The 25,028-nt window shown below is 58.6% G+C and carries 26 protein-coding genes; 9 read left to right on the forward strand and 17 right to left on the reverse strand.

Annotated features, from left to right (window positions below):
• The 6 genes from IVB47_RS25400 to IVB47_RS25425 form a co-directional block, all read left to right on the forward strand.
• The coding region (locus IVB47_RS25400) for a hypothetical protein (protein WP_247465326.1) at positions 1-264 on the forward strand (264 nt) is incomplete at its 5' end.
• A complete protein-coding gene (locus IVB47_RS25405; protein WP_247465328.1) occupies positions 261-470 on the forward strand; it encodes a hypothetical protein in 210 nt (69 codons plus the stop codon). The genes IVB47_RS25400 and IVB47_RS25405, both read left to right, overlap by 4 nt.
• A gap of 12 nt (positions 471-482) precedes the next feature.
• Positions 483-863 (forward strand): hypothetical protein, encoded by a 381-nt coding sequence (locus IVB47_RS25410; protein ID WP_247465331.1) that lies wholly within the window; start codon positions 483-485, stop codon positions 861-863.
• Positions 860-1,012 carry a hypothetical protein gene (locus IVB47_RS25415; RefSeq protein ID WP_247465333.1) on the forward strand — a complete coding sequence of 51 codons (153 nt, stop codon included), beginning with the start codon at positions 860-862 and terminating at the stop codon, positions 1,010-1,012. The genes IVB47_RS25410 and IVB47_RS25415 overlap by 4 nt, the downstream gene beginning before the upstream one ends.
• 1,041 nt (positions 1,013-2,053) lie before the next feature.
• A complete protein-coding gene (locus IVB47_RS25420) occupies positions 2,054-2,299 on the forward strand; it encodes a hypothetical protein (protein ID WP_247465336.1) in 246 nt (81 codons plus the stop codon).
• 103 nt (positions 2,300-2,402) lie between these two features.
• Positions 2,403-2,816 (forward strand): hypothetical protein, encoded by a 414-nt coding sequence (locus IVB47_RS25425; protein ID WP_247465338.1) that lies wholly within the window; start codon positions 2,403-2,405, stop codon positions 2,814-2,816.
• A gap of 145 nt (positions 2,817-2,961) precedes the next feature.
• On the opposite strand, the gene IVB47_RS25430 is transcribed toward IVB47_RS25425, so the two are convergent.
• The 3 genes from IVB47_RS25430 to IVB47_RS25440 form a co-directional block, all read right to left on the reverse strand.
• Complete coding sequence (locus IVB47_RS25430; protein WP_247465341.1) at positions 2,962-3,843, reverse strand: metallophosphoesterase; 882 nt, start codon at positions 3,841-3,843, stop codon at positions 2,962-2,964.
• Positions 3,844-3,846: 3 nt separating this feature from the next.
• Positions 3,847-5,352 carry a hypothetical protein gene (locus tag IVB47_RS25435; RefSeq protein WP_247465344.1) on the reverse strand — a complete coding sequence of 502 codons (1,506 nt, stop codon included), beginning with the start codon at positions 5,350-5,352 and terminating at the stop codon, positions 3,847-3,849.
• A gap of 66 nt (positions 5,353-5,418) precedes the next feature.
• The gene (locus IVB47_RS25440) at positions 5,419-5,700 is read right to left on the reverse strand and encodes a DUF4406 domain-containing protein (RefSeq protein WP_247465347.1); all 282 of its coding nucleotides are present in this window, start codon (positions 5,698-5,700) and stop codon (positions 5,419-5,421) included.
• A gap of 221 nt (positions 5,701-5,921) precedes the next feature.
• Between IVB47_RS25440 and IVB47_RS25445 the strand changes: the two genes are divergently transcribed.
• Positions 5,922-6,437, forward strand: coding sequence for a hypothetical protein (locus tag IVB47_RS25445; RefSeq protein WP_247465350.1), 516 nt, complete (start codon positions 5,922-5,924; stop codon positions 6,435-6,437).
• 124 nt (positions 6,438-6,561) lie between these two features.
• Here IVB47_RS25445 and IVB47_RS25450 read toward each other — a convergent pair whose 3' ends face one another.
• The 6 genes from IVB47_RS25450 to IVB47_RS25475 all read right to left on the reverse strand — a co-directional run bounded on the left by IVB47_RS25450 (position 6,562) and on the right by IVB47_RS25475 (position 9,497).
• Positions 6,562-6,765, reverse strand: coding sequence for a hypothetical protein (locus IVB47_RS25450; protein WP_247465353.1), 204 nt, complete (start codon positions 6,763-6,765; stop codon positions 6,562-6,564).
• A gap of 251 nt (positions 6,766-7,016) precedes the next feature.
• Entirely contained in the window at positions 7,017-7,703 is a 687-nt protein-coding gene (locus IVB47_RS25455) for a metallophosphoesterase (RefSeq protein WP_247465357.1), read from the reverse strand.
• Between the two features lies 1 nt (position 7,704).
• Entirely contained in the window at positions 7,705-7,911 is a 207-nt protein-coding gene (locus IVB47_RS25460) for a hypothetical protein (protein WP_247465360.1), read from the reverse strand.
• 285 nt (positions 7,912-8,196) lie between these two features.
• Complete coding sequence (locus tag IVB47_RS25465; protein ID WP_247465363.1) at positions 8,197-8,583, reverse strand: hypothetical protein; 387 nt, start codon at positions 8,581-8,583, stop codon at positions 8,197-8,199.
• Between the two features lie 89 nt (positions 8,584-8,672).
• Complete coding sequence (locus tag IVB47_RS25470; protein WP_247465366.1) at positions 8,673-9,272, reverse strand: lysozyme; 600 nt, start codon at positions 9,270-9,272, stop codon at positions 8,673-8,675.
• 6 nt (positions 9,273-9,278) lie between these two features.
• Positions 9,279-9,497: a hypothetical protein gene (locus IVB47_RS25475; RefSeq protein WP_247465369.1), complete on the reverse strand. Its 219-nt coding sequence runs from the start codon at positions 9,495-9,497 to the stop codon at positions 9,279-9,281.
• A gap of 183 nt (positions 9,498-9,680) precedes the next feature.
• On the opposite strand from IVB47_RS25475, the gene IVB47_RS25480 reads away from it, so the two are divergent.
• Positions 9,681-11,021 carry a hypothetical protein gene (locus IVB47_RS25480; protein ID WP_247465372.1) on the forward strand — a complete coding sequence of 447 codons (1,341 nt, stop codon included), beginning with the start codon at positions 9,681-9,683 and terminating at the stop codon, positions 11,019-11,021.
• Here the strand turns inward: IVB47_RS25480 and IVB47_RS25485 are convergent.
• Entirely contained in the window at positions 10,975-13,434 is a 2,460-nt protein-coding gene (locus IVB47_RS25485; RefSeq protein ID WP_247465375.1) for a hypothetical protein, read from the reverse strand. The two genes, IVB47_RS25480 and IVB47_RS25485, sit on opposite strands and share 47 nt — an antisense overlap.
• A 69-nt stretch (positions 13,435-13,503) precedes the next feature.
• On the opposite strand from IVB47_RS25485, the gene IVB47_RS25490 reads away from it, so the two are divergent.
• The gene (locus IVB47_RS25490; protein WP_247465378.1) at positions 13,504-13,695 is read left to right on the forward strand and encodes a hypothetical protein; all 192 of its coding nucleotides are present in this window, start codon (positions 13,504-13,506) and stop codon (positions 13,693-13,695) included.
• On the opposite strand, the gene IVB47_RS25495 is transcribed toward IVB47_RS25490, so the two are convergent.
• From IVB47_RS25495 to IVB47_RS25525, 7 genes are read right to left on the reverse strand one after another with little or no spacing between them, the layout of a single operon-like run.
• Positions 13,696-15,264, reverse strand: a complete 1,569-nt coding sequence (locus IVB47_RS25495) for a hypothetical protein (protein WP_247465381.1) — start codon at positions 15,262-15,264, stop codon at positions 13,696-13,698. It abuts the gene before it with no gap.
• Positions 15,167-18,127, reverse strand: a complete 2,961-nt coding sequence (locus tag IVB47_RS25500) for a hypothetical protein (protein WP_247465384.1) — start codon at positions 18,125-18,127, stop codon at positions 15,167-15,169. Before IVB47_RS25500 ends, IVB47_RS25495 begins: the two co-directional genes overlap by 98 nt.
• Positions 18,128-20,524, reverse strand: a complete 2,397-nt coding sequence (locus IVB47_RS25505; protein WP_247465386.1) for a lytic transglycosylase domain-containing protein — start codon at positions 20,522-20,524, stop codon at positions 18,128-18,130.
• Positions 20,524-20,982 (reverse strand): hypothetical protein, encoded by a 459-nt coding sequence (locus IVB47_RS25510; protein ID WP_247465404.1) that lies wholly within the window; start codon positions 20,980-20,982, stop codon positions 20,524-20,526. Before IVB47_RS25510 ends, IVB47_RS25505 begins: the two co-directional genes overlap by 1 nt.
• Positions 20,972-21,415, reverse strand: a complete 444-nt coding sequence (locus IVB47_RS25515) for a hypothetical protein (protein WP_247465406.1) — start codon at positions 21,413-21,415, stop codon at positions 20,972-20,974. The genes IVB47_RS25510 and IVB47_RS25515 overlap by 11 nt, the downstream gene beginning before the upstream one ends.
• Positions 21,412-24,348: a hypothetical protein gene (locus IVB47_RS25520; RefSeq protein WP_247465409.1), complete on the reverse strand. Its 2,937-nt coding sequence runs from the start codon at positions 24,346-24,348 to the stop codon at positions 21,412-21,414. Before IVB47_RS25520 ends, IVB47_RS25515 begins: the two co-directional genes overlap by 4 nt.
• Positions 24,348-24,971, reverse strand: coding sequence for a hypothetical protein (locus IVB47_RS25525; protein ID WP_247465411.1), 624 nt, complete (start codon positions 24,969-24,971; stop codon positions 24,348-24,350). Before IVB47_RS25525 ends, IVB47_RS25520 begins: the two co-directional genes overlap by 1 nt.
• Positions 24,972-25,028 lie beyond the last annotated feature (57 nt).

The raw sequence follows: 25,028 nt of genomic DNA on the forward strand, positions 1-25,028 counted from the left end.
ATCGAGACGGCGCCGAAGGACGGCACCAAAATCGATCTACTCTTCCCCTACCCGCGCGGCCGCACGATCGACTGCATGTGGAACCAGGGCGGCGCCCATGGCGATGGGCGTTGGATCTGGATTAGGCCGACGTGGGGATCTCAACCCGGCATCGGGATCGAGTGGCACCTTTTGCCAGAGGCTGACTGGGAGATCGGCAGCTACCCGAACTTGGAGCCCACCCACTGGATGCACCCTCCCGCCCCTCCGGAGACATCCCCATGACCGACTTCACCGAGACCCGATCCAAGCTGAAGAAGCTGGCGATGGCCCACGGCGCCGAGACCGCGATCGGCCGGGCCTGTCACAACCTGCTTGAGCAGACGGAGAACTACGCGAAGACGACCGACTTCGACCAGCGCGTCCAGCTCAAGGCGAACATCAACCGGGAGATGGCCCGCCTGGACGATCTTGTCAGTCAGTTGCATTGAGCAGGGGTCACCATGGTAGCGATTAACTTCTCAGCGCAGTTTGCCGACGCCGTGGCCTCCGGCCGGAAGACGCAGACCATACGCCAGACGGCCAGAGCGACCGCTGGACAGGCTTTGCAGCTCTACACCGGCCAGCGCACCAAGGCCTGCCGCAAGCTCGCTGATGCCGTCTGCATCGATTGCACCTATGTCGGGCTCACAGCGCGCGGCGTGACGTTGGGAGACAAGTCCCGCTTTCCCGGCGACATAGACGACTTCGCCAGGGCGGACGGATTCGAGGACTACGCCGCCATGTGGAAGTGGTTTTCGGAGCGGTACGAAACCAACAGCTTCACCGGCAACATTATCCGGTGGCAGATCACTCCCGCAATCAGGCAAGGAGAGTCCAAGTGACTGATAAACCGAAAGACCAGCCGGAGCAGACCCCGCGCGAGATCATGGACAAGCTCTACGCCATGACGCCGCAGGAGGTGAACCGCTTCCTCGGCGATCACTTCCAGCGCCTGTGCAGTAAGCCACTGCCGAATGGAGAACGAGCATGACACCGCTAGAAGCCCTTATCGTCCTGCGAGCGTACAAGAACATGCCCTACAAAAATAAGTACGCCAGCCACGTCTGTTATGAAGCCGAAAAGCTACTGACGGAGGAAGCCACTCGGCTCATGCAGAACGAGTGCCAAGGGCTATGTCTGACCTGCTTTGGAGACGGATTCCATCGCGCGTCTGACAGTATCCTGTCTGGGCCATGCGAGACTTGCGCCGGCACTGGCCAGCGTTCCTGACCGACAAGTGGGGAAGTGAAATGGACTTTAAGCCTGGTCTTAGCAGAAACGCCCTTTCCGAACTCATCGGGAGAGCGAACCGCAGTCGTGGCCGAGCGACAAAGGCGGCGATGGAGCGTATCTTAGCAGACATCCCGCGGCTGGAGGAGCTGGGCAAAAAGCTCAATGTCCGCCTTGAGCCCGAGCGGATAGCAGGACGGCGCAAGCCGCCACATAACCGCAGTTGAGCAGTGAGTTCTGGACATGACACCAATTGCAAAGTGGAAGCGGGTCGAAGGCCTGGGCTATATCTGCTGGGTCGTAATGCCGGACGGCTCGGTCGGGACGATGTTTATCCCGTACCCCAAGTCCTAAGCGACACGTTGTTAAGACAGAGAGACTGACATGACCGCCCCAGAGCCTGTAAAGCCGTTTTGCCTAGACGTTGTCGGGCTCGACACGGGCGCAATTTATTCTACCCATTTTTTCTATGATCGGCGCGACGCCTTTTATTGGTTGCGCCACATCAGAACATCGGAAAATCTTTGCGCAATTTTGCATGACGATGCTGGAAGTTTCATGGGGTCATGTACCGGACCGTTTCGGCGCACCCCGGCACCTGGGCAAGGAGCGGAAGTGTGACGCCAGACAAAGAGGATTTTAACACCATAATTATGCTTCTCGGGATCGCCAGCACGGAAACTCAGATACCGCCGGAGCGACGGTGGGACGCTGCGCAGACGATATTGCGGTTCCTTCAGCAGTTGCGCGACGCGGCGCCCGCCGCAGATCAAAGCACTTAGCAACAAGCGCAAGTGAGGGAATGATGACTCCGAAGGAAGTTGCGACGGCTTGGCACAGCGTTGCTGACCGCTGGATTACTCGCCGGAACAAGATGCACGACAGCCGCCAGTGGGAAGTTGTCCACGATTGGGGCGTGGATGTAATCTCGGAATCCACCATGAAGGTCGTCGGCCGGTTCGAGACATTGGCGGCAGCCAAGGCCAAGGCTGATAAGCTGGAAGACGAGGCTCGGGGCACCGCCGTTCTCGCGGCACTCCCCCGTTGACCCTGAGTGATCGCGCCACACCCTTGAAAAGGGAGTGAACGAGGGACTCGACTTTTCCGCGTGCTGACGCTCAGATGGTCTCTTTTATTGTGCGGAGGAGACCATGAGCGAAAATATAGACCCCATCCAGAGCATCAATGACGCCGCAATTGATCCAGCAGGAAAACTGATCGTCTTCACGATCAATACAGCCAGCGGTAAAAACCTTCGAACCGCCTGCAGCGCAGCCGATTTCGGGAAAATACCGTTTTGGCTATTAGACCTTGGTCAACAGGCGTTCCATAAATGGTCGGAGGCCGAACGATCGGCTGCGGCGGCACCACCAAGGCAGATTCAGGGGTTCGGTCTCACGGCCTTTTCTTTAGACCTGAGAGATAACCAGGCATCCGGGCGGGTTGGGCTATCGATCAATCTTGGTTTTGCTCACCTTCCTGTATCAATTCCCAGACGCTCACTTGAGGCTTTTGTGCAGCATGCCACGAAACTTCTGGCTGGCTCAGGAGCAAAAGACAATTAGTCGCCCCCTCGAACACCAGGTTCGACACGCCATTGACAGTTGCGGGAATGAGGCTTGGCTCGCTCACTTTCTCTCTCCAACATTGGCTGCGTGTAGACCGCCAACGGCGGCCGATCATTGAAAAAGTAGATCGTCGCGACAGGGATCACCCCGGTATCTCGCTCATGTGATACCCCGCCGCGATGATCTTGATTCTACGGAGGTCGGGGTAGACCGTGACGATCGAATGATTGACGGCTGGATAAGCGTAAGACGAAACCGCATCGAGGGTGGCGTACACGCAACTTCCGACCTTCCTGATGTGGTTGTCGTGGATGTGCCCGCACACGCAGGCGATCACCTTGCTTCCGGCAGCGTCGATGATGGTACGCACGGCCGCCGCATTCGTCAGCCCCCATGACTGTTGACCTGGATACAAATAGTAGACCGGGTAATGGCAGAAGATCACGCAGGGGTAGGCAGACGCGGCGATCGTCGCGGCCAACCACGCGCGTTGCGTCGGAGGAATGTACGAGATGAACGGTGAGCGCGTGTAATCAACCGACCCGCTCGGCGTTGACGGGCTCAAATCTGCCGTGTCGTCATCAGCGGTAAAGTTTCCATCCAGAACGATGAAAGTCACGCCGCCATATGCGAACGAATACCACTTTGCAGACTGGCCTGTGACTCCGTGGGTTTGGGCTTTCGTCAGCGTGAACAGCTCGTGGTTGCCGACGTTGTGGTATCTCGGCGCATTTGCTCCGTCGAACACACCTTTGATGGCGGCAAGATCAACCAGAGCAGTCGCCGCGTCCGCGCTGCTGTCAATGAAGTCGCCGTTCTGAAAAACGAAGCTCAAGCCAGGGATCGCGTTGAACGCAGCGACCGACGCCGTTACCTTGTTCACGGCGTCCTGATAGTATTTGCCCAAGCTGGTTGCCTTGGCTGGGTCGTGGTGAGTGTCGGTGATGAACCCGAACGAGACCGAATTTCCGGTAGGTCCGAAAAGGTCGCCGTTGGCACGGCAGGGAGTCTTGAACGTTGTCATTGCTTACCTGCTACCGAGATAGTTTTGAAGGGCGGACGCCTGATCGACAGGAAGCGGCAACGTCACGACCACGGCGACAATCTGGCCTTGCCAGAAACTGACAGCCGCTGACGCATTGCTTGCGCCAAACCGAAGGCGGGTGTTTGTGGTCGCTGGAACCACAGATGAAGCCGTTGGGACTCCAGCATCAACCGTCAGTGCGCTGGCGGTGGCGCCTATCGTGTACCTGATGACGTGGCTTCCAGAGAGGTCCGTTGCCGTGTCGTCGGCGTTCGTTGCCGCCGCACCAGTTCCGGTCCTGCCTCGTGCTCGGTTGGTGCCAGTTGTGACGATGCGGGAGATCGCTCGCCCCGTGATGAGGCTGCTATCTCCAACCGCTACAACAAATCTCTCAGTCGTATCTGCGGGCAAGGCGTCTTGGGATACGAGCGCCCAAATCTCGTATGGGCTGGCGCCGGAAGGCAGCGCAGCTAGGAACGCTGCATCCGTACACATCAGGAAATCATCCACGCCATCGAAGGTGATGCCGGGACTGCTGTTGAAGGAATTTGCGCCGTATATCGGCTTAAGAGTTGGCGTCCCCTGAATGGCCGGATATCCGGCAACCACGTCATTCCATGACGCAACCGCGCCAAGCAAGACAGTAAGGGTGTCCCCTCTAGCCGCATCCCAATAGGCAATTGCATTCGAGCCAAGCGCAGGGATGACGCCGGGGAAGCTGTAGCTACCGCCGGCCTTCCGGCGCGTAAGATAGGATTGAAGCGCTGCCGCCTTGGCCGCGCTGAGCGGCTGCGTGATGAGGATTGCCGCTATCTGCCCCTGCCAGAAGTTGACGGCAGCGGTCGCATTGCTTGCGCCCAGCCGGAGGCGTGTATTCGTGGTTGATGGTACGACCGAGGCCGTGCTTGGCGTGCCGCCATCGACAGTGAGAGCGCTCGACGTCGCGCCAACAGCTAGCCGGAGAACGTGCCGAGTAGACAGATCGACAGCCGTATCGTCAATGTTGGTTGATGCTGCGCCATTTCCGGTTCGACTGCGAGCGCGGTTGGTTGCAGATGTCACGATGCGCGACAGAGCGCGGCCTGTCACGAGGCTGGCGCCGCCGACCGCGACCGCGATCCTCTCGGTCGTATCCGCCGGCAATGCGTCTTGCTGGATCAGAGCCCAGATCTCATACGGGCCTGCACCTGAAGGAAGCGCCGCCAGGAAAGCCGCATCCGTGCATGTCAATTGCTGGCTTGCGCCATCGAAGGCGATGCCGGGGGCGCCATTGAACGAGCTGATCGAATAAACCGGCTGCGCAGAGCCAGTCGCTTGAACGGCAGGATATCCGGCAACGATGTCACGCCACGACGAAACGTTAAGCCCAGTGATGAGGTCGGGCCGGTTCACGTCCCAATAGGCGATAAGATCGGCTCCGAGCGCTGCTACCGGGCTGTACCCCGCTGTCCCAAGGGCACCGAGGTGGCCAAATCCCCGGCCCATTGCGCCGAGCTTTCCAAATGACATTCATTGTCTCCAAGCAGCAAAAAGGCCCCCGTTAGGAGGCCTCGTCAGGTCAGGTGTTGGGGTGGGTTAGAGCTTGATGATCTTCAGCCCGAGATATCGGGCGAGCAGGTATTCGATACGCGCGCCACCGCTGCGCCACCAGCCAGGAAGGAGCGCGATGGCCTCGGCCTCAAGGCACAGATACGGGAGCAGATACGCCATGATCTTGTTGAGCGGCGTTCCTTCGAGATTCGCAGCGGCGGGGTTGAAGACCTCATGCCCACGCTTGCGGAGGTCGTCTGCGGCGCTGGCGAATACGTCGAAGTAGTTCGGCCTGCCGGAGATCTTGCCCGCGAGGTAGACCTTCATTTCACAAACCACCATAAGCCGACGTTGCTGAAAGCATATTGTGATATACTGCCCCAACTGATTTGGAGGGGGTTCATATGCGCGGTTATAGAGCCGAAGATTTGTCTGGCCGTCGATTTGGTCGGCTTACTGTTCTTCATCGATATGATGGCCCTTCAAGCGACGTAAAGTGGGTCTGCAAATGCGACTGCGGGAACACAACGAACTCATTTCGAACGCACTTGAAGACCGGCAAATCGCAAAGCTGCGGTTGTCTCAGGTCAGAACTCACGTCTAAGCGGGCGGCGACTGGCGATATACGCCGCACCCACGGTATGAGAAGAACTCCAGAATACGGCGTCTGGTGCGCTATGCGGCGGCGCTGCGAAAACCCGAAAGTCGATAGATATCCACAATACGGCGGACGAGGAATCAAGGTTTGCGAACGCTGGAAACGCTTCGAGAATTTCATTTCCGACATGGGGCAGAGGCCGGACCCAAGCTTCAGCATCGAGCGACGCGACAATAACGGCAACTACGAACCCGCGAACTGCAAGTGGGCTAAAAACGAGGAGCAGACATACAACAAGAGAACGACGCGCCTTCTAGATTACAAGGGACGTAAATTAACGGTGCAGCAGGCCTCCGAGATAGCGGGCACCCCGAGGGCCAACATATTCAGCCGCCTCTACCTTGGTTGGTCCGTCGAGCAAGCCATCGAGACACCAATACGACGGGCCTACCTGAGTAAAATGTAGATTCCGCAGTTCGACACGGCATATCCAGCATAGCATATTCCCATCGCCGGGTTGTCTAAATAGAACTGCTCAGCGGCAATATATGCGTAGATTCCGCCAACAAGGGCGACAAGACCAGCGCTCATCATTCTTCTCTGAACCTCGTTCGTGCGCCGCCGGTAGCGCGATGATCCCTGAAGGTCTGGATGTGAATGCGGCCCTTCTCATCCACCTTGAAATTCATCATGTGAACGAGACCGCAGTCGCAGCATTGCTCTTTGTAGCCACGCTTGGGGACAACGATCCATTCGCCGTGGCTAACCTGGTAGTAAGCTGGCTTTTTAGACACGATGTAGCGCTCCCCGGAACTGTACGTGCTTGTCGTCCCATTTGGTGAATAGCTCGGGATAAAGCAGCTTGCCGTCCCGATAGGTCAGGAGGGCGAAGCCGGATCTCCAGTCGAGCGGGGAATCTTCCGTGTACGAGAACGCCCGATGTTCCTTGTCAGCCACGCAGCCAGTATCGACGCCATAACGATCAAAACTACGATAGTCAGAAAGCGGTCGAACATTCTGGCAGTGCAGATGGCCCGTGACGACGCTAACCCCAGCGTTGAGGGCGTTCGCTCTCGTTGCACCCTGCACCACCCTTCAAGCGGTGCTTGACCATGGTAGCGCCGCCCTCGACGCCCTCATTGATGAAGCAGGACATGGCCTTCTGCCAGCATCCGAAATGGTCTGAGAGATGCACGCCACGAACGCCGCGATACTGGGGCGCCGCGCTGGCAATCATCAGCTCGAACCGGGCGTCATGATTACCCAAGGTCCATATTTTGTGAGTGCCGCGCTTGCAGGAGCCGACAATATCATTGAGATGGTCCTGTGCAGCCTCGATCTCTTCCTGCGGATCTGGTGCGCTCTCCCAATTCTGCGGATGCCGGCTGATCCTTGGAAAGTCCATAACGTCGCCATTCAGGATGACGGCGGCTGGCTTGATCTCGCCAACAAACTTCTTGAAGGCGCGGAGGCAGGTTGACGGCTCGCCGGGCCAGATGTGGAAGTCGCTGCCGACCAGAATGGAGCCGTTCTTGATGTCGAGAGGAAGCCGTCCGGCGACTACGGGTCGCGGTCGGTTTGGTGCCGATATGGGACCGAAGAAAGCCTCTAATCTCCGGCGGCGTTTGTAGATGTTGTGTTCTTGAACCCCTAGGATTTTGGCTGCTTTGGCGCCCCCTACGGCATCGAATAACGCGATGAACTCTTGATCCGTCGTCGTTGCTGCCGACAATCTAGATTCCCTTTGATGGAGTTCCGATGACGCACTTCCACCCGGCCAGACGTTGACTGGGATGCTCCTTCATCCAATCCGCAAGCTGCGGCGCGCCCATCAGGCACGACTGCATCGAGACATCGGCGAAGTCCGAGGTGGTGACGGTTTGCTCGTGACAGTCGGCCGGAGATGACAGGCTGCACAGGACGGCGATGATCTGGATCATTGAGGGCTGATCCTGACGTTGCAGAGGAGAAGGATCAGAGCGACCATTGCACCGAGAGCAACCAGGAGCGCCGGGTTCTTCAGCTCTCGGAATAGCTCCTTGAGTTCATCCATCATTTGCGCTTGACCTGATGCAGCCTCACAACGATCTGCACGCAAAGCCAGAGAACGCCGAGGATGGGCAGGACAAGCGCCGCCACCTCGGAGACCCCGTGAAGAGCAGGCAGCCACCAAGGGCTTGCGATGGCGGCGATAGCCCCGGTGTCAGTCACCATTTCTCCGTTTGTCATTGGGCAGGCTTGTGCCTGAGAAAGCGGTCATACCAACGCTTGCGGAACGTCGTCGGCTTCGGGTCGTCAGCGCAGGTTCGGCCTTCGCTCATGGCCTTGTATCGCTCCGCCCCAAAGCAAGCGTATGCGTCTGGTGCGACGTTGGCTGCTACCGGCTTTGGATTGAGAGTCGTCGGGCGCTTTGCCGGCCGCTTCCATCCGAAGCCGGCGATGCCCGCCTCAGTCGTTTGATCGATCCACTTCTGATCGTATCGGGTTTTACCGAGCACCTGATACTTTGGGGCTACAAAGCTATTGCTTGCGCCCTTCAGCGTGGCGAAGCTGCCGTCAGTTACACACCCCGCCAACAGCATCCCACTGCTTGCCAGCAGCATAACAGTCATCAACGGTTTTGATCGCGGCTTTAACGGCATTGGCTGCCCTCTCATCCTTTGCTGCAATGGCTGCAATTGCTTTGTTCCAGCCGGCGTTTTCATAGTGAAATTTTAGAAACAAAAATCCGCCACCAATTGCGGACGTAATCAGTCCAGCGATAATGATGCGCAGCAGGTACGGGGCCGCGATCTGCTTTAGCAGCGCGATTAACATCGACATCGGTCAGTCCTTCCAGGCACAGTTGCCGTTCTTTGGTTCTGCGGTTGACGAGACCGCGCACAACTTTCCCCTGCGCTCTGGTCCACTGCATGAGGCCGTCGCATGCGCCGCGATAATCGCCAGCGTTAAGACGGCGAGCAGAGGAAGAACGGCAAAAGCCAGCAGAACCCACGTTGTAGGCAAAGGAGATGAAAGCGGCCCGCGTCTTGTCGGATATCGGGACATGGATGCACCTCGATATCTCGTCGTTGTAACGAGGCAGTTTTGCCGCCAGCATGTCTTCGCATTGCTTTGGCGTGAACTTCTGGCCGACCTTCACTGGACCTTCTGTCTCGCCGTAACACCACGTCACGGGTCGGCCGGTCCCAATGGTGTCAACCTTTGCCGTGGTCCATAGACCTTCCCACGGTTGGATGAAGGCACAGGCGAGGACGATCGCGCCGGCACCAGCGGCGCCAGCCTTATGAGCAGTTTTCACGGTTGATCAGTCCCTCGATTGAGCCACGAAACGGGCGAGGAAGGCTGCGATTGTCACAAGACCGGACAGAGCGGCGAATGTGCCGGGGGGCACGCCGGTATCGACCTGGTAGGCCGACAGGACCGAAAAGCAGACCTCAAGACCGGACAGGAGGCCGGCAAAAACGATGAGGCGGACTGACCATGCCTTGCGCCATAGCCACCGCCATTCGTCTACGAGGCGCATCAGATCTTCGCCACTAGAGCATCATACCAGGCCACGAGCTTGGTTTTGATCGCAGGCCAGAAGTAAACGGTAGCCACGCCCATGGCGAAGCCGAGGAAAAAGCCCATTCGAGCCTCCTTGTTGGGGTTGATGAACCTGGGGTTGTGGTGGTAGCGTCCCGCCCGGTTTCGGGATGGGGACACCATGACGGCGATAGATCAGCCACTAATTTCAGTGGCTATTTCCAGGAATTCAAACCTGACGGGCCTAGTCCTTGCGGCGCTCCTGTCAGCCAATTCCATCAATGTTCTTATTTACTTCTTCGTCGGCAGCAGTAGCGAAGTGACTGCCGCCTTGCTCGCGGTCTACTTGGTAGGTCTTTTCGCGCTCACGTTCAGAGCCGATGTCGTGGTCAACTCCGCAGATTACCTGTTCGCGCTGTTTGTTTTTTGCGTGCTCATGTCGCTTGCGAGCAATGGAAACACCGCGCTCACGAAGGAATGGCTTATTTTCGTAACATCTCTGTCGGCTTACCCGGCGTGTCGCTTCTTAACTGTCAGCCAGCTTCATGAGTCGCGGCGCGCGTTCAACTGGACAACCGGCGCCGTCGTCGCGCTGGGAGTGATTGTCACGGCGCAGGCACTCGTACATCAATGGTATGAGATGCACGGCAAGCCGACCATCGCGGGGTATGATGCCGCCTCAACCATATTTATGGGTTCGCTCGCCTTCTTATTGATTTCACTAGCCACAGACAGGCTAACCAGGCACCGCACGATTATTCTTGTCGCCTGCGCTTGCCCGGCCGTTACAATCTTTGCGGCCTCGCTGGTCAGGGGCACCTTTGTTGCGCTCATTGCCACTCTGCTTATTCCACTAACCATGAGCCGAGGAGCGCGGCGAAGATACATCGCCATCACCGTCTCTGTTGTCGTTGCGTCGGTCGTTGGAGGCGCCGCCTCCCGGTCAATGCACTCAAAAGTGCTGCTGTCCTACATCTCTGCTGACGAGAGCCCCGTAGCTGCTGCACCCCAGTCAGCCTCTACCGTAGCTGCACCACAAGCCCCGACACCCGCTGCTACCGCACCCGCCTTGCCACGAATCGAGGAGGCTCGACCGCCGAGTTGTTCCACCCAAGTTGACCTGAACAACTCAATCTCCGAGAGGAAGGCATTATTGCGCGATGGACTCTATCTGCTTCCACTCTCCGGGGCATTCGGCTTTGGCTTGGACGGGTTTATGAAGCATTCCTGCATGACCGGATTTCAGGTCCACAATTCAATTTTGCAGGCCGTCATCGAGTTCGGCTGGGTCGGTGGATCAACTTTGACGATACTGATAGCCATCAGCCTTTGGCGATTGTTCCCATTGGCTAGGGGGAGCATCGATGCGCAATTTGCGTTGTGCAGTCTCGCCTACATCGTGCTGATAAGCCTCATGCACGGGCGCACCAGCCGCGACATTGCGCTGTTTGCGCTGCTCGGACTATCGGCCGCCGTCAGCCACCAGTCGGAAGCCGGCGCGGAAGCCAGGTCGCGCCCGTGACGCAAACCCATCCAAGTATGGTGTATTTCGGCGTGACGCCGGCCTCGGTGTAGGCTCCACTGGAAATATCCTGAACGACATCGCCGGTGATGCCGTTGAACACTGGCGCGGTATATCCCATCGAGCCGACAACAACCCGCAGAGTGCCGGAGCAGAAGCGGAACTTGATTCCCTCCATGCCTCCCGTCGCGCCAATTGCGGTAACGCAGGCGAGCCCGGCTGACTTGTTCAAGAATACGGAATCATAGAAGCCAACATTCGTTGACGACCCGATATTGATGCCGTAGCCGGTGTTGCCTTGCAGATCGAACGTCTCGCCTTGGACGACGAGCGCCGAGGTAATTCCGTTAGCCAGGACGGCCGCCGACGAGTTCGCGCCGCTGTACTTATTGCCCTTGATCGTTACCGTCCCAACGGTCGTCATGGCGCCGAAATCGATGCAGGCATACGGAGAACTAAAAACGTTGTTCTTTACAGTGACGGTTCCTAGATAGCTTGCGCCGCTGGTAATTTGCCTAATGCCGATGCTGGCAGATCCCGAGAGCTTGATGTCATTATCGCGTACAACAATGCGCGAATTGAGGGTTGTGCTGACGGACGCCGTCAAGACCACGCCGAACGAGTCGGACGCGCTGCTGCCCTCAATCTGGTTTTCCGTCGCCTCCACAAGAACGGTATCACTCGGACCCGTTAAGGCGATTCCTCCCCAGCAATTTATAAGTCGATTGCGCGAAACCCGGCTGCCCTCCAGCGGATTCGTCAGAGAGATGCCGGCGCGTCTAATCGAGGTTTCGTCAGTTCTGAATTGCCCAGTGATAAGGTTATCAAGGATATCGATGTTGGCAGCGCCAGCAGTATAGATTCCAGCCGAAGGCGGGCTGACGATGATGTTGCTCTGGATCGTTCCGTTCTTCGCTGCGCTAGTCGTTCCGGAACCGACGTTATCGTAGGCGAGAATGCCATAGCAGTTCTGGCTACCGACGGCCGCGTTGAACGCTGAATTCGCGCCTACATTTTTGATAAGGTTGTTGCGACAGATGAAGCGATCGTTGCCACTCCAGAACGCAATGCCGATGGTTAGAGCGTTCCCATCGATGACGCAATTCTCAACAATCGAGTCGCGCCACTTACCCGTCGCGCTACCGAATAAATTAATTCCGACTCGCGTCTGATCTGTGTAAGTCCCGAGCGTCGAGTCCAACTTGATATTGCTGCAACGAAATCCGTCAATTCCACCACTCCCCGTCATCTGGCCGATGATGATGTAGTTATCGGCAAAATTCGTGAGATAGCAGTCCTCTATGGCAATTCGATTGAATGCCGTTGAAGTCGTGTTGGTGAATTGAAGCGCACCGTTTTTTGACGAAGAATAATCCAGAGTTGTCGAGCCGTCGCCCGCGAACCAGACACGGCGAATTTGCCAGTTCGTCTTGTCAGCAAAATTAATGATGGGATGCGCCGCGTTGGTACTCTGGACCATCTTACAGTTCCGGATTTCAATGTCGGAAATGCCGGTCAACGTCGTGGTGATCTTGTACGACAAGCCGTCGCCGTCAAGAACCCCGCCGGCCGAGGCGGTGATTGTTGACTGAAATGCCGTGGTGTCGTCGGTCGTCCCGTCCCCCTTGGCCCCGAACCATTGCGGAAGTATTGGACCATCAAACGAGCGCACCCAACGCCCAATGCCGCCAGCGTCTGGTTGTACAACGATGCCAGTGTTTGGCGTCGCCGTAGATGATGCATTCCAGATAAAAACGCCCTCGCCGCCATCGTTGTTGACAGCGTATCCCTGCATAAACACGACAGCACCAGCGAAGGGTGTCATCGCTTTGAGGGTCGTAATGGTGGCAGTCAGGACAATCCGATTGAAGCCACCGCTCGTTGCAAGCGCGCCGGACAATACGGTGTCCAACGTGGCAATGGTGTTGTCGCTGACGATCGGCGTCCCATCAGCCGGAGAATATCCCGCAACCTTGCCCTTGCGGATTTCGATGGTCGGAATCGCCATGTCCGCAATATCATCACCATCGCTCAGATGCATCGAGCGGGTGACCAGGTCGCGCGTGCGCTGGTCGATCGTCAGAGCCTTATCAAGCGCAAGCTCATGGCTCTTCGCCGGGAACGGATCATTGTTGTTATAGGATGTGGTCTGGGTAAGCGCCGGGTCGCGATAGATGACGACGCTGTAGGTGTTGGCCGGCGCTGTGATGAAGGTGCATGTGCCGCCGGCAGACAGGGTGGCGCCGGTCAGATTGTAATTTGTGCCGAGCACCTGCAAGGTGCTATTGCCGCCCGCGTCCCGCAGATACACCACAAGATCGGCATTTGCAGCAAAATAGAACGGCACCGAAAAAGCGGTGGTGGAGCCGTCGCCATTGTAGCTGATGCGGGAGGTTTGGCTTGCGATGGTCATTGATACCTCAAAGGAAAGACCCCGCGAGGGGCCTTGAGTAAAGTCCGGTACGGTGGTACGGCAGCCACCATGAGCCCATTCAAGGCCCGCTGGCGCGGCGTCGTCTATTGGTGGTCCAAGCGATCCGATTGGCTGTTGCCGTTGCTGGCCGCCATGATCGGCATCTCAATCATTGTTGTGTCTGGCGGTCCTAAGCCGGTCGGGAGCGATCCCAACCCGCCGCAGGAATGCGGCTCAGGTCTCGCGCGCGAGATATGTTGATCACTGCGGCTGCTGCGGATTCACGACATACCGGATCATTTGCCTGATGCCGGGGTAAGACGAGAAAGGCATCAGCCGCTCAACCGCGTTCTTTTGACCCTGCGTGACCTCTTGCCCGTCAATCATCTTCTTCGGCAGGCCCATGACTTGGGTTGCGTCATCGATCAGACCCGCAGTAGGACCGACCACCGAGCCAATCAGGCTGCGGTTTTGGTTCTTCTGAGAGATCGCCGAGCCTTGGTCGAAAGCCTTCATTGGCGTCTTGATCGGGTTAAAGCCCGTCGCCTTCTCGAATGTGTTGGCTAGCTCCATGGGCACCGCGAAGATGCCGGCCTTGTCGAACCCCTCGGCCACCCACCAGCCGGGATTCTTGCCGGCGTCCTGAAGCTTCTCCACCCGATTGCCGGAGACTGCCTTTAGCCAGGTCGCCATCATGCCAATGGTCGTCATGGCAATGAGGCCGCCGACAAACCGAGCCCGGTCTTCCTGCAATCCCCGCAAGAGCACCCGTTGATGTGAGGCTAGGGCGAACGACTTGAACTGGAGCATCGCCCGCCCGGTTGGCGTATTCGCAAACAGCGGGGTGTCCGCGACGCCCTTGGTGGTGATGATCGAATCCACGTCCTTGGACAGTGCCGCGCGATAGGTACGGGCCGCCACTTCATCCGACCACTTTTCATGGCTGGCGACGCGGACTTTATCGACGCTCTCGCCGTGTTCCGCGAACTGCTTGGCGATGCGCTCAGCCATCGACTGGTCGATCCCGAGATAGGCGAGATACGCCTTTTCCTTTTCGGCCAGTTCCGCAAAATTGGTAGAGCCCTTGATGATGCGATTCTGTGTCATCACTGCCGCGATGGATTTCTGCATATCGGTCAGGAGCCGAATGCCGTTCCACTTCGAGGCAACGTTCGTCATGTTCTCCAGGAACGCCTCCACAGGACCACGGGAGGCGTAGGGGTCGATGATCTCGGACAGGGTAGCCAACCGAGTGCCTAGCACGCGCTCCGTCACCACACCCGCTAGCTGGGCATCCTTGACCGACGCCTTGATGCCCTTCAGGTTCGTCAGCGTCTGGCCCAGCGTTTCCATGTACGGCATCAGCCCGTGCACCATTGCCGGCCGCACGGTTTCCGTCAGGGACGCGATCGCGACCTCGCCCATCGAGCGAAGGTAGTTGAAGTGGTTCACCGCCCGAACGATCCGGGAGTAGTTGGCGTCAACCGAGGCGCCCGGGTTGGTGCCGCGCAGCATGTCCCGAACGGCTTCCAGATCCTTAATGTCGGAATCTTCCCGCTTCTGCAAAGCCAGCAATTGCTTTTCGTCGGTAATGCCGGCGCGCAGGTTGCGGTAGTCGTCCCTGATTTTTGTGAACTGATCAGCCATATCGACCGAGCCGAACTTGCGGGCAAGTTCTACGTCCGCGCCCATGACGCGGGTATACCGCCGGCCGACGTGCTCAACATCGTGTTCAAGGTAGTCTTCCACGGCGCGACCGTTGGAGGCCTGAAACAGGTCTTGAATATTGAACGTGCGTTCCTTCAGAGGCCCGCGCGCCTTGATCGTCATGAAGTCGTTTCGCACGCCCTGCCCGGTCCTGCCGGACAGCGTCGAACACCTCGTCAGCAATGCTCTTTGCCAATTCCTTGGGATCGCCGAGGAAGCGACCTTCCCGGTCCACCCGGATATCTGCCTGCCGCTCGTTCAGCTTGTCCTTGAGGACCGCAAGCTTGCGATCGGCCTCGGCATCCAGTGCTTGGTAAACCCGCTGGACCGCGCCCTTCATTTCCTCAGACGTGGAGAACCTGGGCGCCTTGCCATCGCTACCAACGCCGGCCCGCGCAAGATCGGCCTCAAGCTGGGCAACCAGTTCGTTGAGCCGGTAAGCATCCTTGTCGCCGTGCTTCAGAACCGCGCGAACTTTATGGAAGTCGTCGTTCAACGCTTCCACGAATTCATCGATTGACGGGCGCTGGCTATGGTCCGGGAAATAGTCGTTTTCCCAAGCGTGCCGCGCCATGTCATCCAGCGTCCAGCCGCCGTTCTTGCCCTGAGCTGTACGGCGCTCCTTGCGGATGAGGCCCGGACGGGCTTTGTTGGTGATACCACGATGGGCCAGCTCGCCGGCATCATCGACGAGACCCCCATTCTCAAGCACGAATTGCGAGAGCGTCTTGACGCCCTTGGGCCTCGGAGCTCCGCCCTCTACGATCCGCAGGGCCTGCCGGATATCGTTCTCGGTCATCTCGGAGGTGTCGGCCACGTCCGAGCGCCCCTTCAACTCCTCAGCCCGCCGCACCTTCTCCATCTCCAGAGCGGAGATTTCCTGGTGCATAGGGTTCAGCCGCCGTTCGGCAGACTTGTCGAACTGCTCGGCCCAGGTCGGAACCTGACGCTCAGCCCAATCCTGCACCATGCCCTTGAAGCCCTGCTCGTCGGCAGAGATCTTCCGGCTATTCCACATGCGGGTGAAATAGGACACCGCCGTATCAACCGAGACATCCTTCGGCAGAAGCCCGGCCTTGATGGCCTGCTCCTTCAGCGGCTCGAACACCTTCGCGCGCCACTCTTGCGCGGTCTTGGTCACGACCGGATCGGCGTCCTCATCGCCCCGGCGCATGGCCTTGCCGACAGCTTCCCGGAACTCCTCCCGGTCCAGTTGCCCGCCCGCCTTTCGATGCTCAAGATAGGCATCGTTGGTGGACTGGATCGCCTTAGCCAAGCCGCCGTTGTATTCCTTCATCAAGGTCTCGACGGCCGGCTGAGACGCCACGCCCTCGAAGTTCTTGGTCATGTAAAGCGGGTTCTCCACCAGATTGGTGGCAATGTCGCGGTATGCCGCCGAGGGGCTATGGAGCGCCCTCAGGAGCGGGTTTAGCTGGGCCGTAGCAGCCGCCGTGGCGCGTGCAGCGCCTCCGGCAATGGTATTGCCCACCAGATCGCTAGGCTCATTGGCGGCTGCGCCTACGGACTTCAGAGAGCCGCTAGGGCTAATATCTAAAGGAATACCATTGCGGTCTAGGATGTGAACCAAGCCATCATCAAAGACAACAAAGTTGCTGGTGCCCTTACCCTTATCGCGAGAGAATGCGTCCAGATATTTTAGTCCGACAATACCAGCCTTTTTCAATACTTCCGATGCCGCAGCTTCCCGGCCAACCGTATCGGCCATTTCGGTAGGACCAACTCGAAGGCCGATCCTTCGGTACATCGCCTGAACATCATGCCCCCATTTTTCAGCCGTACCAGCAATGGCCGCGTCTGGGTGTTCCAAGAGCGCCTTCCTTATGAAGTCGCTCTGCTCGCTCAGAGGCTTATCCCAATCCAATATTTTCTCAGGGTCGGCATTGATGCGGACCCTGTAAAGATTGCCCTCGGTTCCGCGCAGTGATAGCTCGGCCTGCTCTCTCGATGGAAAAGGTCCAGCTTGAACACCAAAGTCGTCAACAATATTAAACTTACCGTCTCCGGTTCCTTGAAGGCGGCCGTTAACTGTTGGTATCGCCCGCGAAAGATTGTCACGGTACTGCTCGGCAACCTTACGGTTTTCAGCGAAGTAAAGGCCGTGGCCTTCAGCCTGATAGCCTTCACCCGTGCCGATCTGCGCCAAATCGAATTTGTCGAACTTATGCGGAGACCCGTGCCAAGCTTCGAAGCCCGGATAGTGCCTCGCAAGAATGTCAGCCGACACTCCGCCTTCGTTGAGAAGATCGGCAGTAACCGGCGTCCCCCGAACATTGACCCCAAGATGGACATCGCGATCTAAATCCCGCGTTGCCCTAAACCACTCTCCCTTTGACAACAGCGCCTGACCGCCAGCCCCGAGCAACCCGCCCAGAAACAGCGACGATCCGATAGCCGTAGCGCTCTCGCCGGCCGTCCGGGTCTGCTCGACTGAGTGCAGCGCGCCTTCTTGCAGCGCAGCGCTGGCCGCATTGGCGATGCCGACCTCGGCACCAGCCTTAACCAGCGCGATACCACCCTTGGCACCCTTCACGAACGAGCCGCCGGGGATCAACGAGGTAGGGCTGAGAACGCCGGCCGCGCCCTCGGTTACAAGACCCATCCACCACGGCTGCGAGTCCAGAAGCTTCCGGTCGGCCTGCTCGCGGGCAATGTCCGACTTGATCGCGTTGAACTTCTTCTCGTTCCGCGCCTCGGACAACTGCTTAAAGTTTACCTCGTCAGGCGTGCCCTTGATCTTGTCCCACGGGTTGAAGCCGGGCTCGGGCTCGTTGACGATCCAATGGCTATCTGAGGCGGCAAGGGCGGCCACTTCGTTGTTGCGCCGGAACGCAGCGCCCCAATTCCACTGAGGTTTTTGCGAGCCGTCCTCAAGGTCTTGAGCGCCCGGCGTCACCGCAAAGCCCTTCGGAGTGTCAATCCGCTGGCTCAGATCGATCGGCTGGCCGCTATCTTCCAGAAAAGGCAATTACTGCACCCCGAAATTAGCGCGACCGAGATCCGCATTGTCCGCGTCGATATCAACCCGCGTCTGGATCTTGGCCGATTGTGCCGCCCGTTCCGCCGTTTGCTTGTCGCGCATGGCGTTCGGATCAGCGTAGAACTGCTTCGGGATGGTCTGGATGTGACCGTTTTTGTCCACGTAGCTCAGCACGTAGACCGGAGGCTGGCCGCGCATGTAGCGCTCAGCCGTGTTCTTGACCTCATCAAGCCGAATGGCTGAGCGTGGCACGTCAGCGCCGTTCAAATCCTTCACGGCCTGGATCGCCTGCCCGGCAATATGCTCTGGCGCGTTCTCAATCCCGGCGTAGACCGAAGACCGCTCCGGCGGATACTTCATCACCGTCTTTGAGCCATTGACCTGAGTTGTTCCCCAGGTCTTCTTCATCTCGTCAAGCGCGAGCTGCTTGCTCAGCGTCACATCGCCGGTCTTGGCGAAGTTCTCCCGGAAACCTTCCTCATAATCCCCCATGGCACGCTGGCGCATTTCGGGATTGAAGGTCAGTTTCGGGTCGTTGAATGGTATCCAGGAGTCGTCGAAGGCGTGGCGGATATCGCCGTCGCTCAACTGCTTCTTGACGATTTCGTTCACGTCTTCGGACTTGATGCGGGCCTTGACCTTCTGCTGGTACTCCGGCGTCCGCTCCTCGATGATGCGCTTGGTGGCATCCGCAGCCGTCAGGCCGCGATCATAGACGTAGTGGCGGAACGTGTTGGCCGTCGTCGTCAGATCATCCCCGCCCTTGGTGTTGGCGAAGACATCCGGGAATTTTCCGCCCACCAAATTGGATGAAACCTGCAAAGCCTGCTCGACCTTCTGAGGATCGGCCGAAACAAGGTTGCCGCGCAGCGCCGTCACCGCCCCCTCAGGCACCATGCCCGTGCGGTTGGTCACGATCTCCAGCGCCTTCATGTCGCCGCCAAGCGAGTTGAAGATACGGTCAACGTTCTTCTTTTCGTCGGTATCGAACGGATTGAAATCGCCGCCGTTGGGATCGCTGAACTTCTTCATTGCCGATTGCAGCTTGATCACGTCAGACGCGGCGCTGTCGTATTTGGCAAGCAGTGAATTGCGCGTGCTCTCGCCAAGGAATTGATTGGCCTCGATCTCGGAACGGGACGGCAGCGAGCCAATGCCGGCGCTGGCGTCAACGAGTTGCCGAGTGAACTGGGTTTCAGCCGCGTCCGAGGCGGTAGAGACAGCCCGCGTTTTGGCCGTTCCGATCTGCTGATGCCAGTACAGCGCCCGCTCAGGGTCGGCAATCTCTGCCTTCTGCGGCTGCTTCCCGTTCACCCGGCCTAGCACATCCGAGACATAGGACGAGACGGTCTTGCCGGTCGGGTCTGCTCTGTCCTGCTTCCAAGGAGTCGGGCTGCCGGGAGGGGCAATGTTGCCAGCGCCGGAGAAATATCCCACCGCAATACGCGCGGGATCGCCGCCGGACTTGGCGCTCAAATCATCAATGATACGCTTGCCGACAGCTTGGTTATCGGACGGGTTGTCGATGTTCTCGCCGGGACGCGCATACTGCTTGAAGGTCTCGGGCTGAATCTGCATCCCGCCACGAGCGCCTGTGACGCTGGTGGACGTGTTGCGCCCCCCGCCGGACTCCTGTGCATAGATCGCGTCGTAAACCTTCTGGCTCGGCTCAGGAACCGAACCATAGAACCGCTTGGTCAGCGCCTCGGCCTGATCATAGTTACCGGCCGCCTTCATGCCGGCAATGACGGAATCGACGACAACCTTCTTGGATTTCGAAGCCTGCGTATTCAGATCGTTCTCAGGCACCACGCCGCGCATGGCACCAACGGACTGATCAACCTGCTTCAGAGCCCCGTCAACATCGCCGGTTGCCATCGCATTGGAGGCAATGGTCTTGACCGTCTCGTCATGCGCTGTACCGAGCCCGGCAACGATCTGGTTGTTAGCCTGCGTGACTGCGCTCACCACGGCATGACCGCGCAGTGTCGTCAGGTGTCCCGTCAGCTTGGCCGCGTCGAGATCGTTCAGGCCGTATTTTTGCTTGGTCTCGTTGACGATCTGCTCTTGAGTTGGGGCGAGATCAGCATCAACCTGCTGGCCCGTGCCTGCCGCGCTGGTCGGGTTGCTGGTCGCAATCTTCTGCTGGCGCTGGATCGCCTGTAATTGGAACTTGGCCGTCGCCTCCGGCACAGCCATGGCAGCCGCAGCGGCTTCCCGCTTGCGATCCATGAGAACTCCGACCTCGACCGCAGCATTGCCGAGGTGCTGCATCCCCTCGCCGATCTGGGAGCCAAAATCCTCCGGCGAGGCGCGCACGCCCGGATCACGAGCCGGGCCGACGCTGGCAATGTTGTCTGCGCCTGGGATGCGAACAGCGACCACTAGAAGCCACCGCCCTTGCCAAACTTACCGGCAGTCGTCAGCAGCGAACTACCGGCATCCAGATACGACCCCGTAACCGCATTCTCGCCCCTCATCTTCTGCAACTTGGCATCATCCTGCAATCGACCGGCCCTCAATTCCCCGCCCTGCAACGTGCGGGCCGCACCCAGCGCGACTTGGCGCACCGTGTTCTCATCCACCATCAGCGGAGAACCCTCACCGGTGACGCCCGTAACGCCTCTGGCGGCCACGCCGCTCTCAACCGTGTCGGAACCCTTTCGGATGTAATCCTGCGTATCCGCCTGAGCCTGGTCCTTTTCCTCGGCCGCGCGCTGGGTATCAACGGCAGTATTGTACTGCGCCGCCTGATTGGTAGCCTGCCCCTTCTGGATCGACCCGGCCGCACCTAGAACGCCACCGCCGATCGTGGCAGCAAGCGCCAGCGTCTCAAGTCCCATGGTGATCATTCCTGAAGACGAACCTGCGGAATTCCTTACCCTCGGGGGTAAAGCATCGCTCGCCGTGAACCGGCTCGAAACCCAAACACTTCACCCAGCGGTGGGACTGATAGAACGTCTCCACGCAATGAGCCTCAATCCACTTGTACGGCGTCGCCTTCATGTACTTTCGGAACGCCCGGACCAGCCCGACATAGGCCGTCTCAGGCACCTTGCCGAGAATCGACCACGCCACAGCGACCTCGTTGCCTCGGTCCAAAAACCCGCCAGCGGCGACTGGATAGCCGTTTACCGTCGCAACATTGGTGTGCGGCTTTTCAAGCAGCCCCGAGAAGTCAGCGCCATTGCGAAACCGATCGCGCACCCACTCCTCTGCGGCGTCCTTGCCGATCGTTTCAAGATCGCCATGCACAGGCGCCCTCACCTCGATCAAAGCTCAGACTCCGAAATGCGCGGCTGGATCGCCAGAAGCGTCCAGGGCATCGGCGCCGTGCCCTGCATGACCACACGAGGATCTGTGCTGAAGCCGGAACCGGAAGGCGGATCAACCAGAACCTCGCCACTAAACAGCGGATAGGCCTCAGACATCGCATCGCCAGGACGGCGAAACGGCACTGACGAAAACTCCAAAGCCCCGGCCTCCTCGTCGCCGTCTCCGGCAAGGTCAATGGCATAGTCGAATGATGCGGAATCACGCAGCACAAACACCAGGCCGTTGACCGTCTTCGTCTGCCCCAGACCCGGCCCGGTTTGTGAGCCATACGGCAGTTTCATGCCGCGATAAATCCAACCATAGGACAGGCCGACTTGAACCTTTGAGGCCGCCAGGCTCAGAGTGATAGCGCCGCCCGTCACGACCTGATCGGGCTGAACCGCGCCATCGGCCACAACCTTAACCGTCTCGCCTTCAAGATGAGTAAGGTTGCTGATCGTCGTGGTCGCCGTGCCGCTGTAGGTCAGGCCGCAATCGACATAGAACGCATCAACCTGCGCCGCCTTCATGTCAGTGCGCCATTCGCTCTTGTCGAGATAAGTCGCGCGGTTCGGCCCGTCGAAGTAGCCTTCCATCATCTCGATATAGCGCTTGGTCACACCGTTGATCGTGCGCTTGACGATCATCCAGACTTCATCGCGATTGATCGAGGTGTAGACCTGACCGGGATCGCTGTTGCCAGGAATGACTGAGATCGACTCGACAACGGCAGCGCCGGCATCGGTCGCCGCAAGTACGACAGGCGTCCAGCCAACCACGTTCTGATCGCGCTTATAGGTCAGGCAAGCAAGCGTGCCGTCTTCCAGCCTGCCCCAGACGCTCGATATCGGCTCAGCCTGATAGACGATCTGGGCAAAGCTGGCCTTACCGATATGATCCGAGAGGATCGTAATGTCGGAGGCCTTGAGCGCATCGATCTGGTAGGCATAACCAAGATCGTAGACCGCGCGCTTGGCGCGTTGAATGAACAGGCCGCCGCTGTCGATCTCAAGTGGGGCCACGTCGCGCGCCTTGACCGACGACTGAGGATCAGCCGAGAAGTCGGATGGCGTGAGCGCAGCGCCCTTGGACGAAATGTACCACTGCCCGATTGCCGTTCCAGCGATCAGCCGCCGCGCGCTCATGAGCCAGGTAATCGGCGCCGCAATGCCGGAGGCCAGCGTGAAGTTCAGCGCGTTGCTGTCCTGAACCGATTTGGCGCCGGCAACCCACGAATCCGGCCGCATGTTTTGGAAGTCGCCGGACTGAGAGGCCCAGATCGTCTGCGGCTGGCTGGTCGTGCGCGCCCCAAAAAGCCGCTGCTGATAGAACGTCCCGCAATGCGGCCAGCCCGTGGTATCTGACCACGCACCCATACGCCATGATTCCAGCGGCGCCGAAGACGGGATATTCCTGTAAAGCAGGACCGTAACGCTTTGCGTCGAGCCATAGGCCGTGATGACGCCCCAACCCGGCTCGCGCCCCGGATACTCAAACCGTAACGAGCGGCCAACATCCGTGGACTTAAACGGCTTGAAATCAGCCAACGCTGTGACCGAGATGCTTCCCGTGGTCCCGCCGGGCTGGAGAAGCCGCGAGCTAGTGTTGTAGCAATACACCCCCGTCACGCCGCCCAGGATCGCCGCCACAGCATTTGCCGTGTTGAAAGTCACGTAGAACGGAGATGCCGTCGGGGTGAACGAGACCGTGTACCATCCCGCGCTGTAGCCGGTCAGGGCCGCATATGTGCCATCGTTGGCCGCAGTGCCGACGCCGAATGTGATGTTGCCGCCGCCGACCACCTGGAAGTGGATCGTATGAACCTTGTTGACGGCGCCGGTTGTTACTGCCTGAGAAATCTGCGATGTGCTCGCGCCGTCCTTGGCGCAAGACAGATAGATCGCGCTGGTCGTGGTGCTCGACGTGTTGTAGTTGACAAACCCGTTCCCGGAAGAGACGGGCGTCCACTCAGCCAGGCCGCCTGAAAACAGCCCGTTCTTAATCAGGTTGCTTTTGTACAGATCAGTGTCGGGGTTCAATCCGAACCATGGGCCGTCCTGAAAAAACACCTTCACCAGCGACCATGACGTATCGCCGCGCCGCTCCAGCTTATGGGTCTGATAGCTGTCGTGGAAGATGTATTTGACATCGCCCGACTGCGACCACCTCAAGGAGCCCATGACCGAAGCCGGGTAAGGCGACGTGACCTCGATCGGTTCGTTGGTCAGGAACACCAGACTGGAGACGGTGACAGTATCTGAATTCTCATTAATGAATTGCAGGAATACAGCAGATGCCCCGCTCGGATTGAAGCCGACCGTATGCCAGCCCATCCCCATGTTGCGCAGCAGAGCAAGATCGGAAAGCCTCGACGCCGAGCCAACCTGCACCGTCGCCAAGCTGCCGGCCGAGCCGCTGAGCTTGAATTTAACGACGTGGATCTGGCTGCCGTATGTAGTAGACACACCGGCCGCGTTCTCGGCCCATGCATAACCATTGCCAGCGCCAGTTAGGACCGCACCCGAGCCCGCGCCCGCGCCAGTGGCCGATCCGGTTGAGCGATCGGTCCAAGCCCCGAGAACCGTAGAGGTCGCCAGCGCCGTGACCTGGCCTTGGTTGCGGTTGAAGCGGAAATAAAAATCCCCGGTTTCGACCATGTAGGCCTGATCGGCTACGGGCTCGAACGGCATCAGAGCGCTTGCCGAGGTTGAGGTCTTGGTCTCCTTGATAAAGCGAGTTCCGGGACGTAGCGTCACACCGCCTTGCGGAAGGCAGATCAGGTTCAAGCCACGCGAGATCGCCGAGCCGTACTTCTCGAAATCAATTCTACCATCCATGCGCGGCGACATCTCGCCGGCATTGAATGCGGTTAGCGCAGGCGAGGCCTTGACCATTACCGCAGCGGCCAGGTCGAGTTGTCGCGCTGCCAGTTCCTGGAGCGGCGAGAAGAGGCCCAGCTACCTTCCGGCAGCCGCTCGGGATAGTCCTCGATGCCGTCGATGGAACGAGCCTGCCGATAGGCTCTCTGTTCTTCCTGGTCGAGCGCGGCGAAAAGCGGGTTTGACTTGGCGATCGAAATCGCGAAAATCTTCGCCATGCGAAGGATCAAAACCTGACGGAACGAAGCCGTCATCAGGTTCGGATCGGTGATCTGGCGGCAATAGCGCAGGTAAATGTCGCTCGCATCCGTGGCAATCACGTTGATATACGAGCTATCCGATTGAAGAATGGACTCAACCTTGTAGGGAACGACGCCAGTACCATCCGCATTGTCATGCACGGAAACAACGCGCTCGCAATCGGACGGAAGAGAATAGGCATAGGTCCAGCCGAATGCTGGAGCCGTCGAGAGTTGACCAAGCTTGATCCTGGTAATGGCGAAATTCCAGACACCCGAGCGCAGAAGATCATCACGCTCGGAAGTCAGAACGTCAGCCGCGATGCCAGCGCTGCCAACGGAATCCGTTAGGGCAAGAATGCGCTTGGCACCGCCACCTCGCCTTAATGCCGCGTTCACAAGTTCAGTCTCGGTTGCGATCGCAACCTCCTATATGATATAAATGACGAACCCGCC

The sequence above is a fragment of the Bradyrhizobium sp. 62 genome (assembly GCF_023073035.1).
In the GTDB taxonomy this organism is placed as follows: domain Bacteria; phylum Pseudomonadota; class Alphaproteobacteria; order Rhizobiales; family Xanthobacteraceae; genus Bradyrhizobium.

Bases quoted from the DNA above. Each gene is read 5' to 3' on its own strand.
- IVB47_RS25405 (WP_247465328.1), top strand. From the start codon at position 261: ATGACCGACTTCACCGAGACCCGATCCAAGCTGAAGAAGCTGGCGATG.
- IVB47_RS25410 (WP_247465331.1), top strand. From the start codon at position 483: ATGGTAGCGATTAACTTCTCAGCGCAGTTTGCCGACGCCGTGGCCTCC.
- IVB47_RS25420 (WP_247465336.1), top strand. From the start codon at position 2,054: ATGATGACTCCGAAGGAAGTTGCGACGGCTTGGCACAGCGTTGCTGAC.
- IVB47_RS25425 (WP_247465338.1), top strand. From the start codon at position 2,403: ATGAGCGAAAATATAGACCCCATCCAGAGCATCAATGACGCCGCAATT.
- IVB47_RS25430 (WP_247465341.1), bottom strand. From the start codon at position 3,843: ATGACAACGTTCAAGACTCCCTGCCGTGCCAACGGCGACCTTTTCGGA.
- IVB47_RS25435 (WP_247465344.1), bottom strand. From the start codon at position 5,352: ATGTCATTTGGAAAGCTCGGCGCAATGGGCCGGGGATTTGGCCACCTC.
- IVB47_RS25440 (WP_247465347.1), bottom strand. From the start codon at position 5,700: ATGAAGGTCTACCTCGCGGGCAAGATCTCCGGCAGGCCGAACTACTTC.
- IVB47_RS25460 (WP_247465360.1), bottom strand. From the start codon at position 7,911: ATGATCCAGATCATCGCCGTCCTGTGCAGCCTGTCATCTCCGGCCGAC.
- IVB47_RS25465 (WP_247465363.1), bottom strand. From the start codon at position 8,583: ATGACTGTTATGCTGCTGGCAAGCAGTGGGATGCTGTTGGCGGGGTGT.
- IVB47_RS25475 (WP_247465369.1), bottom strand. From the start codon at position 9,497: ATGCGCCTCGTAGACGAATGGCGGTGGCTATGGCGCAAGGCATGGTCA.
- IVB47_RS25480 (WP_247465372.1), top strand. From the start codon at position 9,681: ATGACGGCGATAGATCAGCCACTAATTTCAGTGGCTATTTCCAGGAAT.
- IVB47_RS25485 (WP_247465375.1), bottom strand. From the start codon at position 13,434: ATGACCATCGCAAGCCAAACCTCCCGCATCAGCTACAATGGCGACGGC.
- IVB47_RS25490 (WP_247465378.1), top strand. From the start codon at position 13,504: ATGAGCCCATTCAAGGCCCGCTGGCGCGGCGTCGTCTATTGGTGGTCC.
- IVB47_RS25495 (WP_247465381.1), bottom strand. From the start codon at position 15,264: ATGACGATCAAGGCGCGCGGGCCTCTGAAGGAACGCACGTTCAATATT.
- IVB47_RS25510 (WP_247465404.1), bottom strand. From the start codon at position 20,982: ATGGGACTTGAGACGCTGGCGCTTGCTGCCACGATCGGCGGTGGCGTT.
- IVB47_RS25520 (WP_247465409.1), bottom strand. From the start codon at position 24,348: ATGGTCAAGGCCTCGCCTGCGCTAACCGCATTCAATGCCGGCGAGATG.